Annotated in this window: 14 protein-coding genes; 7 read left to right on the forward strand and 7 right to left on the reverse strand. The window is 66.7% G+C overall.

Annotated features, from left to right (window positions below; genetic code table 11):
* Nucleotides 1–12 precede the first annotated feature (12 nt).
* Together hemH and hemJ are read left to right on the forward strand one after the other, a co-directional pair.
* On the forward strand, nt 13–1,044 hold the full coding sequence (hemH, locus tag EPO41_RS25845; RefSeq protein ID WP_296331726.1) for a ferrochelatase: 1,032 nt from the start codon (nt 13–15) through the stop codon (nt 1,042–1,044).
* Complete coding sequence (gene hemJ / locus EPO41_RS25850) at nt 1,044–1,469, forward strand: protoporphyrinogen oxidase HemJ (protein ID WP_296331728.1); 426 nt, start codon at nt 1,044–1,046, stop codon at nt 1,467–1,469. The genes hemH and hemJ overlap by 1 nt, the downstream gene beginning before the upstream one ends.
* On the opposite strand, the gene EPO41_RS25855 is transcribed toward hemJ, so the two are convergent.
* Nucleotides 1,456–2,388, reverse strand: a complete 933-nt coding sequence (locus tag EPO41_RS25855; RefSeq protein WP_296331729.1) for a LysR substrate-binding domain-containing protein — start codon at nt 2,386–2,388, stop codon at nt 1,456–1,458. The two genes, hemJ and EPO41_RS25855, sit on opposite strands and share 14 nt — an antisense overlap.
* A 106-nt stretch (nt 2,389–2,494) precedes the next feature.
* Here EPO41_RS25855 and EPO41_RS25860 point away from each other — a divergent pair, with 106 nt between their 5' ends.
* From EPO41_RS25860 to EPO41_RS25870, 3 genes are read left to right on the forward strand one after another with little or no spacing between them, the layout of a single operon-like run.
* The gene (locus EPO41_RS25860) at nt 2,495–3,043 is read left to right on the forward strand and encodes a thiamine pyrophosphate-binding protein (RefSeq protein WP_296331731.1); all 549 of its coding nucleotides are present in this window, start codon (nt 2,495–2,497) and stop codon (nt 3,041–3,043) included.
* A 1-nt stretch (nt 3,044) separates the two neighbouring features.
* A complete protein-coding gene (locus EPO41_RS25865; protein ID WP_296331734.1) occupies nt 3,045–3,671 on the forward strand; it encodes a thiamine pyrophosphate-dependent enzyme in 627 nt (208 codons plus the stop codon).
* 25 nt (nt 3,672–3,696) lie between these two features.
* Nucleotides 3,697–4,833, forward strand: a complete 1,137-nt coding sequence (locus tag EPO41_RS25870; RefSeq protein WP_296331736.1) for a C45 family peptidase — start codon at nt 3,697–3,699, stop codon at nt 4,831–4,833.
* 22 nt (nt 4,834–4,855) lie between these two features.
* Here the strand turns inward: EPO41_RS25870 and EPO41_RS25875 are convergent, their stop codons facing one another.
* The 4 genes from EPO41_RS25875 to EPO41_RS25890 are packed head-to-tail and all read right to left on the reverse strand — an operon-like array spanning nt 4,856 to nt 7,339.
* Entirely contained in the window at nt 4,856–5,647 is a 792-nt protein-coding gene (locus tag EPO41_RS25875; RefSeq protein ID WP_296331738.1) for an enoyl-CoA hydratase-related protein, read from the reverse strand.
* A 5-nt stretch (nt 5,648–5,652) separates the two neighbouring features.
* Nucleotides 5,653–6,021, reverse strand: coding sequence for a nuclear transport factor 2 family protein (locus EPO41_RS25880; protein ID WP_289297234.1), 369 nt, complete (start codon nt 6,019–6,021; stop codon nt 5,653–5,655).
* A gap of 14 nt (nt 6,022–6,035) precedes the next feature.
* Entirely contained in the window at nt 6,036–6,398 is a 363-nt protein-coding gene (locus tag EPO41_RS25885; RefSeq protein ID WP_296331743.1) for a hypothetical protein, read from the reverse strand.
* Between the two features lie 35 nt (nt 6,399–6,433).
* A complete protein-coding gene (locus EPO41_RS25890) occupies nt 6,434–7,339 on the reverse strand; it encodes a LysR family transcriptional regulator (RefSeq protein ID WP_296331745.1) in 906 nt (301 codons plus the stop codon).
* 103 nt (nt 7,340–7,442) lie between these two features.
* On the opposite strand from EPO41_RS25890, the gene EPO41_RS25895 reads away from it, so the two are divergent.
* Nucleotides 7,443–7,574, forward strand: a complete 132-nt coding sequence (locus EPO41_RS25895) for a hypothetical protein (protein WP_296331747.1) — start codon at nt 7,443–7,445, stop codon at nt 7,572–7,574.
* Between the two features lie 148 nt (nt 7,575–7,722).
* Here the strand turns inward: EPO41_RS25895 and EPO41_RS25900 are convergent, their stop codons facing one another.
* Entirely contained in the window at nt 7,723–8,298 is a 576-nt protein-coding gene (locus tag EPO41_RS25900) for a TetR/AcrR family transcriptional regulator (RefSeq protein ID WP_296331748.1), read from the reverse strand.
* A gap of 69 nt (nt 8,299–8,367) precedes the next feature.
* Between EPO41_RS25900 and EPO41_RS25905 the strand changes: the two genes are divergently transcribed.
* Nucleotides 8,368–9,603, forward strand: coding sequence for an MFS transporter (locus EPO41_RS25905; RefSeq protein ID WP_296331749.1), 1,236 nt, complete (start codon nt 8,368–8,370; stop codon nt 9,601–9,603).
* On the opposite strand, the gene EPO41_RS25910 is transcribed toward EPO41_RS25905, so the two are convergent.
* Nucleotides 9,590–11,432: efflux RND transporter permease subunit (locus tag EPO41_RS25910; RefSeq protein WP_296331750.1), on the reverse strand; the 1,843-nt coding region annotated here is incomplete at its 5' end. The genes EPO41_RS25905 and EPO41_RS25910 overlap by 14 nt on opposite strands.

An 11,432-nucleotide genomic window follows, 5' to 3' on the forward strand; every position in this document is an offset into this window, starting at 1 on the left:
GGTGGAAGAAGCATGAAGATCGCGATCGTCCTGTTCAATCTCGGCGGCCCGGATTCGCCGGAGGCCGTGCAGCCGTTCCTGCGCAACCTGTTCAGCGATCCGGCAATCATCTCATTGCCATCGTTCCTGCGGTTGCCGCTGGCGCGGTTCATCTCCAGCCGGCGGACCGCGAAGGCTCAAGGCATCTACGCGAAGATCGGCGGCAGCTCGCCGATCCTCGGCCAGACCGAGGCCCAGGCCCGCGCGCTCGAAGCGGCGCTGGGCCCGGAACATGAATGGCGCGGCTATGTCTGCATGCGCTATTGGCATCCGATGACTGAAGCGGTCGTGCGCTCGGTCAAGCGCTTCGCGCCCGATCGCATCGTGCTGTTGCCGCTCTATCCGCAATTCTCCACGACGACGACGGCGTCGTCGGTGAAGGCCTGGAAGGAAGCGGCCGTGGCCGCGAAGCTCGGCGTGCCGACGCAAACCGTATGTTGCTATCCCGACGAGGATGGCTTCATCGCGGCCTCCGTCGACCTGCTGAAGCAGGGGCTGGTGGAAGCAGGCGACCGTCCGACGCGTGTTCTGTTCTCGGCGCATGGCTTGCCGGAGAAGGTCATCAAGGCCGGCGATCCCTACCAGGCGCAGGTCGAGCGCACGGCCAGGGCGATTGCTGAACGTATCGGCGGCCTCGATTGGTCGGTCTGCTACCAGAGTCGCGTCGGGCCCCTGAAATGGATCGGCCCTCCCACTGACGACGAAATCCGACGTGCGGGCACGGATGGGAAAGCCGTGGTGCTCTATCCGCTTGCCTTCGTGTCGGAACATTCGGAAACGCTGGTCGAACTCGACATGGATTATCGCACCCTGGCCAATGAGAGCCGTGTGCCGGCCTACGTCCGCGTGCCGACGGTGGGCACGCATCCCGCTTTCATCGCCGGTCTCGCCGACCGGGTGCGTGCAGTGCTGGCCGAGCCGCAGGTCGCGATCTGTCACGGTGCGAGGACAATGCCCTGCAACGGCAACCACCGCGGCTGCCCGCTGATCGCCGGAGCGGTCTGATGCTCTACGAAGTGCTGAAGGCGCTGCACATCATTTCGGTCATCGCCTGGATGGCGGGACTGCTCTACCTGCCGCGCCTGTTCGTCTATCACGCAGATGCCGAGAAAGGCTCCGTGCAGAGCGAGACCTTCAAGACCATGGAACGGCGCCTGCTGCGCGGCATCATGAACCCGGCGATGATCGCGACCTGGATCTTCGGCCTTCTGCTCACCTGGCAGGGCGAGTGGTGGCACTCGGGTTGGTGGCACGCCAAGTTCACCTTCGTCTGCGTCCTCACGGTGGTGCACCACCTGTACGGCCGCTGGCGCAAGGACTTCGCGGCGGACCGGAACGTCCGGCCGGCGAACTATTATCGCTGGTGGAACGAGGTGCCGACCCTGCTGATGATCGCCATCGTCTTCCTGGTGGTGCTCAAGCCTTTCTAAGCAGTTGCCCCGGCCAGATCTTCCGTTCGACTTGGTCGGCAACGATGTCGGCGATCGTCTCGCCGGCAAATCGCGTCAAGCGCGAGACGGGCCGGTCGGCCGGATAGGACAGGACGAGTTGTCGGACCGGCGCCGGATCGGTGAGCGGGGCCGCGAGCAGCCGTCCCGCTGCGATGTCGTCGTGGATGGGCGAGAGCGGCAGGATCGTCCAGCCGTGGCCGTGACGGACGAGGTCCTTCAGGGTGGCGTAGGAATCCGCTTCGACGGCGATGTGCAATGTGATGCCAGCTTCCACGGCGCACTGCTCGACGATCGTTCTCAGGCCATGGCGCGTGCTCGGCAGCAGGATGCGTTTGAGGTCGAGATCGCTGAACGGGATCGAGCGATCGGCGGAAAGTCCCGAGCCTGGCGGTCCGATCAGGAACAGGTTCTCGAGCAGCAGCGGCTCTGTGCGCAGCGACCGGGCGACATGCGGATCGTAGAGGATCGCCACATCGATCTCGCCGCGATGCAACCAGTCGATCAGGTGACCGGTATAGGCGCCGACCAGACGCAGCTCGACCTGCGGATGGGTCTTTCCAAAGGCGGCGACCAGCGGCAACGAGAGGATGTCGGCCACGGTCGGCGGAAAGCCGATGGCGATCCGGCCGCGCAGCGGCGCGTCGAGATCGGCGGCGGTGGCGCGGATCTCCTCCAGCTCGGTCATGACCCTCGTCGCGTGTTCCAGGATCTCCCGGCCCTTCTCGGTGAGGACCATGCCGCGCCCGTGCCGGGTGAACAGGCGGACCGACAGCTCCTCTTCCAGCATCCGTATCTGGCGGCTGAGCGCCGGCTGGGCGATACCGATCCGGTCGGCCGCCTTGCTCAGGCTGCCGAGCTCAGCGACATGGATTAGGGTGCGAAGTTGGGAAAGCTCCATGGGAGCCATACAATATCGTTATATCTGTTCATTCCCAACAGTCGTCCAGTTTCGCGGCCGTTATAGCTACTGTGCCGGCCGATCCAGAACCGGGAATGGGAGAAACATGACCGCCGCCCCGACGCAGCCGGCCCCGTCCAAACTTGATTGGCGCGACCAGATTTTCGAGGTCTTCCAGGACCACGACATCAAGCAGGTCTATCACGTGCCCGACGCCGGCCATGGCCGCCTGATCGAGGCCTGCCAGAAGACCAACTCGATGCGCACCCTGGCGCTCACGACCGAGGAGGAGGGCATTCCGCTCGCCGCCGGCGCATGGCTGGGAGGCCAGCGCTCGGTGCTGCTGATGCAGAGCTCGGGCGTCGGCAATACCATCAACCTGATGGGCATGCCGAAGACCCTGCGCTTCCCGTTCCTGACCCTGATCACGATGCGTGGCGACTGGGGCGAGTTCAATTCCTGGCAGTATCCGATGGGCCAGGGCACGCCGAAGGTGCTCGAAGCCATGGGCGTGCTGCTCTACTCGGTCGAGACCGCCGACGAGGTGAAGGCGACTGTCGATGCCGCCGCGCGCTCGGCCTTCAACGGTGGCCAGGCCGTCGCCGTGCTGCTGCGCCAGAAGCTGATCGGCATCAAGAATTTCGGGAAGAAGTAGGATGAGCCCCAACAAGTCAGGCGCAACTCTCCAGCGTCGCCCGCTGGTCAAGCAACTCCTCGAGAATGCCGGCGACGACCTCCTTGTCATCGCGGGCCTCGGCTCATCGAACTGGGATATCACCGCCGCCGGCGACCGTCCGCTCAACATGCCGCTCTGGGGCTCGATGGGCGCCCCGGTCGGCATGGGTCTGGGCCTTGCGATGGCGCAGCCCACCAAGCGCGTGCTGGTGATCACCGGTGACGGCGACATGCTGATGAGCCTGGGCTCGCTCGCCACCGTGGCGACGCAGATGCCGGAGAACCTGGCGATCGTCGTGCTCGACAACGAGAAGTTCGGCGAGACCGGCAACCAGGCCACTCATACGAGTCCGCGAAACAATGGCCCGACCGATTCCGGCGCCGGCACCGACCTCGCCATGATCGCACGCGGCTGCGGCATCGCCGACGCCACGACCGTGCGCGAGTCGGGCGAGGTCGCAGAGCTGGTGAAGGACGTCCGCACCAAGAAGGGTCCGGTGTTCCGCCTCGTCAAGGTCATGGTAGAGAAGCTGGAATTCGTGATGCCGCCGCAGGACGGCGCGCATCTCAAGGACCGTTTCCGCCAGGCCCTTCTTGGACATCCCTAAGTTGGGCCACCCATAAGAGGCTCCTATGACCGACTACGCTCCCTTTCCGCTGATCGATCTGTCCGGCGGCCCCCGGGAGCGGGGCCGGATCCATGGCAAGGCCGCCGCGGATCGCTTGAAGCGCGGCGCGAAGATGTACGCCGAGTCGCTGCTCAAGTCGGGTGTCGACTGGAAGGAGCTGGAGCGACGTGCCGAGGCGATGGTGCCGCTGATCGAAAAGTTCGATCCGGCCTATGTCGAGGAGATGCGCGGCATCGCCGAGGGCGCGAACGAGCCCTTCGCGGCCGTCGTGCTGATGAACGCGCGCACCGAGATGGTCGTGGCGGCGCGCAAGGCGCAGGCGGCCAAGCATTTCCCCGACGGCTGCACGGCGGCGCTCGCGCTGCCTGAAGCCAGCGCCGACGGCGTCCTGCTGCACGGACAGAACTGGGACTGGCGCGCCGAATGCGCGGAGACCGGCGTGGTGCTGCGCATCCGCCGCGACGACGGACCCGACATCCTGACTTTCACCGAGGCGGGCGGGCTCGCGCGCTCGGGTCTCAACTCGGCCGGCATCGGCCTCACCGCCAACGCGCTGGAATGCGACCGCGACTATCAGCGCGGCCCGGGCGTTCCGCTGCCCTTCATCCGTCGCAAGGTGCTGGAGGCGGCCCATCTCGCCAACGCGGTGCAGACGATCGTTTCGACGCCCAAGCCCGGCTCCAACCACATGGCCGTGAGTCATTGTGGCGGCGAGGCCTTCGGTTTCGAATGCGCGCCCGACGATACGTTCTGGATCGCGCCCGACCGCGGCCTCTACGTGCACGCCAATCACTGGATCGCCGAGTCGGCGCGCGCCAAGGTGAAGGATACCGGCCTCGCCGAGACGCCCGACTCGATCTATCGCGACAAGAGAGTCCGCGACCAGCTCTCGCCCAGGCGCGGCAAGCTCACCCTGGAGGATTTCCGCCAGGCCTTCTTCGACGATTGGGGCACGCCGCATTCGGTCTGCCGCCCGCCGCGGATGAACACGCGCGGCGTCATGACGGCCACGACGGCCATGATCCTGATGCGCCCGGCCGAGGGCCATCTCGAAGCCTGCCCGATGCCGGCGCTGAACCGCCAGTTTACGACCTACACGCTGACCCCCGACCGCCTCGCGCAGAAGCAGGCGGCGGAGTAGCGTCCCGGCTAAGGCGGGTTGGTTATCCCGGATACCACGACGGCTTGCGCTTCTCCCTGAAACTCGCGAGTCCCTCGGTGGCTTCGTCCATCTGACGGGTACGGGCGTGTTCGTCGATCAGGTCGCGCAACTCGCCTTCATCGATAAAGGCGCGGGCGGAAGCGAGCGAGCGCAGCTTGGTCGCGGTGGTGGCGCGCGGCGCGTTCATCAGGACCGACTCGACGATCTTCTCGCCGGCCTCGGCCAGGCCGCCCGTCGGACAGACCTCGTGCACCAGGCCAAGACGGCGCGCCTCGTGGGCGCCGAAGCGTTCGCCGGTCAGCGCATAGCGCCGTGTCTGGCGCAGGCCGATCGCCTGGCAGAGCTGCGGCAGGATGATGCCCGCCATCAGGCCCCAGCGCGTCTCGCTGATGGAGAAGAGCGCGTCCTCCTGCGCCACGACGACGTCGCAGGCTGCGGCGATGCCGGTGCCGCCGCCGAAGCAACCGCCCTGGATCAATGCGAGCGTCGGCACCGGACACGTGTCGAGCCGCTTCACGGCCTCGGCGGTGAGTCGGCTCACCTTCTCGTTCTCGGCGGGCGACTGCTGGGCGACGGCGGTGATCCACGAAAGGTCGGCGCCGGCCTGGAAGTGCTTGCCGTTGCCGCGCAGCACGACGATGCGAAGGTGGCTCTCGGCCCCCAGCGAATCCATCGCATCGTGCAGGCCCTGGATGAGATCGCCGTTATAGGCGTTGTTAACCTTGGGACGGTTCAGCGTGACGGTGGCCACGCCGCGGCGGTCGATCTCCCAGAGGACGGTATCGTTCGACATCGAAATCACTCGGCCTTCATGTAGCTGTCCTTGAGCGCGATCTTGCCGTCCTTCACCTCGTAGAGGTCGATGCCGTAACGATCGAACGGTTTGCCGGCATGATCGATGCCGGTGGCGCGGAAGGTGCCGAACAGCTTGTCGCCGGCGCGATGGATACTCGCTTCGGAGAAGCGGACCTCGCGATGCGCCGTGCTCTTGTCGGCGAAGTGCGCGCGCAGCGCCTCCTTGCCCTTGAGCACCCGGCCGGTCGGCGACCCGCCGGTATTGAGACGCCATTCGAAGTCTTCGGTCACGCAGTCGGCGATCGCGTCGACATCGGCCTTGTTGAAGGCCTTGCCGAAGCGGCGGAACAGGTCGTCGATGGCATCGGCCATGGGTTACTCCTGGTTTACTTGAGCAATGAGCCGAAGCAGAGCTTGATGTCGTTCTTCACACCGGCATTCGTGACAGCCGAGAGATCGTAGCGTGCGGTCTTGCAGTTCGAAGCCATGACCTCGATCTCGCGCGCCGCCACGTCGCCGCGATAGCGCAGGACGCGCGTGTCGTCTGTACCGCTCGTGTGGATGGTCAGGGTGAGGGTCGGCGCGCTCTCGGGCGCGGTCTTCTCGTCGTGCGAGAATTCCAGGGTCGAGATATTGGCCTCGTGGCCTGCGTGGCGCAGCGCGTCGACGGCCTCGTCGAGTTCGGGCCGGATGACGTCGCGGCATTTCACCCAGAAGGCCTGCACGAAAAGATCGGTCTCAGTGTCCATCTTGGCTCCCCCGATTGTTGGACGGACCCTAGCATCTAAATTTCCCAGGGAGGGGGCGAGAATTTCTCGACGATGAAGTCGATGAAGGCCGTTACCTTGGGCGCGAGATGGCGGCGGTGCGGATACACCGCATGGATCGGGATCGGCTGCTCGGCGCGGAACGCCTCCAGCAGCGAGACCAGCTCGCCGTTCTTAATGGCGGCGGCGACGGTGAGGCGGGTCAGGCGCACGATGCCCAGCCCCTGCAGCGCCAGCCGCATCTGGGCCTCGCCCTCCGTGACGGCGACCCGCCCGCCGACCTCGATCTCGCGGATCTCGCCGTCGATGCGGAACGGCCAGCGGTTCAGATAGGTGCGGTCGCGCGAGACGATGCAGTTGTGCCGCGTCAGGTCCTCCGGCCGCTGCAGGGGGCGCCGGTTCCTGAGGTAGGACGGCGAGGCACAGACCAGCCGTACATCCTCGCCGATCCGGCGGGCCATGAAGCTGGAATCCGCCAACCGGCCGATGCGGATGGCGACGTCGACGCCTTCCTCAATCATGTCGACGACCCGATCGGTCGGCATCAGCTCGAGCTGCAGCAGCGGATAGCGTTCGAGGAACTCGGCGATCACCGGCGCGAGCTGGTGGGTCGAGAAGGCGAGCGACGTCGTGACCTTCAGGAGCCCGTGCGGCGTGCCGCTCTGCCCGCTGATCTGGTTCTCCAGCGTCTCGATCTCGCCCACGATGCGCCGGGCCGTGGCGTAGAAGGCTTCGCCCTCCTCGGTGAGGCTGATCGCCCGGGTCGTGCGCTGCAGCAGCCGCACGCCCAGGCGGGTCTCGAGTCGGGTCACCAGCTTGCTGACCGCCGAAGGGGTCAGGCCAAGGCTGGGTGCGGCGGCGGAAAAGCCTTTGGAATCAACGACCCGGACGAAGGCCGCCATCTCGCTCGCGTGATCGATCATTGCGCTATTGATGAATTTTATTCAGGAGTGTTCGTCATACACTCTGTATTAACCGCCGAGAAGAACGGAATTAGGTTTCTTTCAACCTCAGGAGGTCTTTTCCATGTTCACGGTCCCCTATCCCACCATCGCCGAACGCCAGGCCCTCGAAGCCCGCGCCCATCGCCTGCGCGGCGCGGCCGTGGCCGGCCTCATTCGCAACTTCACCCGCTGGGTTTCCGCCGCGGCCCGCTGACCGGGTCCTGGACGGAATGGCCGGCGCTCGACCTGCATCGCGTGCTGTGGCCGGATCCGACGTGATCAGCCGAAGCGTATCGTTGGAGCGCGCCACTCCAGTGGCGCAATCATGATCATGAGCGCAACTGGAGTTGCGCGCTCCAAGGCTAGTGGCGGGTCTTGGACGAAGACACACCCGCCGCTTTCAGCAGCACCATCGCCGCCTCTCGTGCCGCCGCCGCGACCTTGGGATCGCCGCGCACGATGGCGGCGGCGATGGCGCCGTCGGTCAGGAGCTGCAGCTGCATCGACAGCGGCTCGGCGTCCTCGATTCCGAGCCGTTCCAGAAGACCCTGAAACCACGCCCGCCGCTGTTCCTTGAAGGCGAGCGCTATCTTGTTGGCGGCGTGCGCCGGTTCCTTCAGCTCGGCCACGGCGTTCACGAAGGGGCAGCCGCGGAACACGCCGGTCGCGATGGTGCGTTCCAGTCGGTCGAACGCGCCCAGGATCTGCTCCAGCGGCGGCCGGTCCGAGGGCGGCGCCGGCTTCAGCCGTCGCGACAGGTAGGCGACGATCAGGTCGTCCTTGGACGGGAAGTGATTGTAGAGCGTGCGCTTGCTGATGCCGATCTCGGCGGCGATCGTGTCGACGCCGACGGCGCGGATTCCCTGGCCGTAGAACAGCCGGTCCGCCGTCTCGAGGATGCGCTCCTGCATTGCTGCCCTGACGTCCGCTCTCGCCATGGTGCCTTGACCCCCTTCCGGCGCCGACCTTAAAGTACACAGGTCTGTGTAACAAGGTGGAGGCGCATCGTGGCCGCCCTAAGGGTATTGCGCCCGGTCATGCCGATCCTGATCGGGGTCTCGGTCATGTTGAGCCTCGGCATGGGCGTGCGCCAGAGCTTCGGACTGGTGATGCCGTCGCTGACGCGCGACATCGCCATCACCGTCTCCGACTTCGCGCTGGCCATGTCGGTCCAGAACCTCGCCTGGGGTTTCCTCCAGCCGGTCGCCGGCGCGCTGGCGGTGCGCCTGGGATTCCGGCCGATCATGGTCGGCGGGGCGGCGCTCTTTGTCGCCGGGCTCGGCCTGTTCGCGATGGCCGGCGGCATGACCGGCGTGATGCTGGGCGGCGGCGTGCTGATCGGGATGGCGCTCGCTTGCACCGCCTCGGCGATCTCGCTGGCCGTCGGCGCGCGCGCCGTGCCCGCCAGGTCGCGCAGCTTCGTGCTGGGGGCGATCACGGCGACCGGCTCGCTGGGCGCGCTGCTCTCGGCGCCGCTCGGGCAGATGCTTACGACCGATCTCGGGTGGCGCGCCGGACTGCTGGGCTTCCTGGCGCTGACCGTCTTCATGTTGCCGGCCGCGTGGATCGCCGGCAGGGTCGACCGGCTGACGCCGCCCACGCCGGCGGCCGGCGACATCAGCGCCGCCTCGCCGCGCCTGGCGCTCAAGGCCGCGCTGCGCAATCCCTCGTTCCTGGTGATGACGGCGGCCTACTTCGTCTGCGGGATGCAGCTCCTGTTCATCACCACGCACCTTCCGTCCTATCTCGCGATCTGCGGCATGGATCCGTCGCTCAGCGCCGGCGCGCTGGGCGCGATCGCGCTGTTCAACGTGTTCGGCAGTCTATTCTTCGGCTGGGCGGGCGGGCACGGGTCCAAGCTCGGCCTGCTGGGCGGCATCTACATCGCCCGCTCGATCGTGCTCGCCTGTTACTTCGTGATGCCGCCGACGCCGGCCAGCACGCTCGTCTTTGCCTCAGCCATGGGCTTCCTGTGGCTGGGCGTCGGGCCGCTGGTCGCCGGCTCGGTCGTCGAGATGTTCGGCTTGCGTTGGCAGGCGATGATCCAGGGCGTCGCCTTCATGAGCCATCAGGTCGGCAGCTTCGTCGGCGCCCTGGGCGGCGGTCTGCTGTTCGACGCGCTGGGCTCCTACGATCTCGCCTGGCGCCTCGGCGTCGCGATGGGGCTCACGGCCGGCATCGTGCAGGTGGCGTTCGCGCTGATGCGTCCGCCACCCGCCTCGCCGAGGCCTATTCCGGCTTGAACTCCGGCTTGATCTCCTGCTTGCGCCATTTGAAGCGCAGCTCGGCCAGGCCGACGGAGAGCACGTAGAAGACCGGCGTGAAGATCAGGCCGAAGACCGTGACGCCCAGCATGCCCGAGAACACCGCGGTGCCCAGCGACTGGCGCATCTCCGCGCCGGCGCCGGTGCTGATGACCAGCGGGACCACGCCCAGGATGAAGGCCAGCGACGTCATCAGGATGGGACGCAGGCGGGTCTTGGAGGCGGAGACCGCCGCGTCGAAGCGGCTCATGCCGGCCTCATGCGCCTGCTTGGCGAACTCCACGATCAGGATGGCGTTCTTGGCCGCCAGACCCACCAGCACGACGAGGCCGATCTCGACCAGGACGTTGCGGTCGAGGCCGCGGATGTTCACGCCGATCATGGCCGCCAGGATGCACATCGGCACGATCAGGATGACGGCGAGCGGCAGCAGCCAGCTCTCGTAGAGTGCCGCCAGCAGCAGGAAGACGAACAGCACGGCGAGGCCGAAGGCCAGGATCGCGGTGTTGCCGGCCAGCTTCTCCTGCAGCGCGATCTCGGTCCATTCGAAGCCGAAGCCGGACGGCAGCACCTTCTCCGCCAGCCCTTCCATCGTGGCGATGCCCTGGCCCGACGAGTAGCCGCGCTGCAGCGCGACCTGCACCTCGGCCGCCGGATAGAGATTGTAGCGGGCCACGCGGTAGGGACCGGTGATGTCCTCGAAGGTGGCAACGGCGCCGATCGGCACCATCTCGCCGCTCACGCTGCGCGTCTTGAGGTTCTCGACGTCGCGCAGGGTGAGGCGATAGGGATCGTCCGCCTGCACGGTCACGCGATAGGTGCGACCGAGGATGTTGAAGTCGTTGACGTAGGCCGAGCCCATATAGGCCGACAGCGTCTCGAACACGCGGGAGATCGGCACGCCGAGCTGCTCGGCCTTGGTCCGGTCGATGTCGGCGTAGATCTGCGGCGTGCGCGTGTTGTAGAGCGTGAACGCCTGGGTGAGGCCCGGCGACTGTCCGGCCGCGCCGGCGAGCGCCCAGGTGGCGCCCTCCAGGGCCGTCAGCCCACGCGAGGCGCGGTCCTGCACGTACCCTTTGAGACCGCCGCCGGTGCCGATGCCCGGCACGGACGGCGGCTCCAGGACGAACACGAAGGCTTCGCGCAGCGCGAACATCTGCCCGCGCAGGTCGGCCAGGATCATGTCCTTGGTGATGCCTGGCCGCTCCTTGAAGGGCTTGAGGGTCACGAAGATCACGCCCGTATTCGGGGCGTTGGTGAAGGTCGCGCCGTCGAAGCCGACGAACGAGACCGCGTTCGCGACGCCCGGCCGCGACATGATGATCTCGCTGGCCTTGCGGACCAGCGCATCCGACCGCTCGAGCGTCGAGCCGGCGGGAAGCTGCATGGCCGCGATCAGGTAGGAGCGGTCGAGCTGCGGCACCAGGCCGGTCGGCGTGGAGGCGAGCCGGTTCTGGGTGAGCGCCAGGAGGCCGGCATAGATTACCAGCATGACGAAGCCCATGCGGATCAGCCGCGCCGTCATGCGGCCGTAGAAGTTCGACAGCGCCTCGAAGCCGCGGTTGAAGTGGCCGAAGAACCAGTTGATCGGCCAGGCGAGCCGCTCCAGCAGGCCGGGTTTCGGCTTCTCGACATGCGACAGGGCATGCGTCTTCAGCAGCAGCGCCGCCATCGCGGGCGACAGCGTGAGCGACACGAAGGCCGAGATCGCGGTCGAGGCGGCGATGGTGATGGCGAACTGCTTGTAGAAGGTGCCCTGCAGGCCGGTGATGAAGGCGGTCGGCAGGAACACCGCGATCAGCACCAGC

This window comes from Reyranella sp., assembly GCF_004297265.1.
In the GTDB taxonomy this organism is placed as follows: Bacteria; Pseudomonadota; Alphaproteobacteria; order Reyranellales; family Reyranellaceae; genus Reyranella.

Coding starts and splice junctions, on each gene's coding strand:
- hemH (WP_296331726.1), top strand. CDS start 13: ATGAAGATCGCGATCGTCCTGTTCAATCTCGGCGGCCCGGATTCGCCG.
- hemJ (WP_296331728.1), top strand. CDS start 1,044: ATGCTCTACGAAGTGCTGAAGGCGCTGCACATCATTTCGGTCATCGCC.
- EPO41_RS25855 (WP_296331729.1), bottom strand. CDS start 2,388: ATGGAGCTTTCCCAACTTCGCACCCTAATCCATGTCGCTGAGCTCGGC.
- EPO41_RS25860 (WP_296331731.1), top strand. CDS start 2,495: ATGACCGCCGCCCCGACGCAGCCGGCCCCGTCCAAACTTGATTGGCGC.
- EPO41_RS25865 (WP_296331734.1), top strand. CDS start 3,045: ATGAGCCCCAACAAGTCAGGCGCAACTCTCCAGCGTCGCCCGCTGGTC.
- EPO41_RS25870 (WP_296331736.1), top strand. CDS start 3,697: ATGACCGACTACGCTCCCTTTCCGCTGATCGATCTGTCCGGCGGCCCC.
- EPO41_RS25875 (WP_296331738.1), bottom strand. CDS start 5,647: ATGTCGAACGATACCGTCCTCTGGGAGATCGACCGCCGCGGCGTGGCC.
- EPO41_RS25880 (WP_289297234.1), bottom strand. CDS start 6,021: ATGGCCGATGCCATCGACGACCTGTTCCGCCGCTTCGGCAAGGCCTTC.
- EPO41_RS25885 (WP_296331743.1), bottom strand. CDS start 6,398: ATGGACACTGAGACCGATCTTTTCGTGCAGGCCTTCTGGGTGAAATGC.
- EPO41_RS25890 (WP_296331745.1), bottom strand. CDS start 7,339: ATGATCGATCACGCGAGCGAGATGGCGGCCTTCGTCCGGGTCGTTGAT.
- EPO41_RS25895 (WP_296331747.1), top strand. CDS start 7,443: ATGTTCACGGTCCCCTATCCCACCATCGCCGAACGCCAGGCCCTCGAA.
- EPO41_RS25900 (WP_296331748.1), bottom strand. CDS start 8,298: ATGGCGAGAGCGGACGTCAGGGCAGCAATGCAGGAGCGCATCCTCGAG.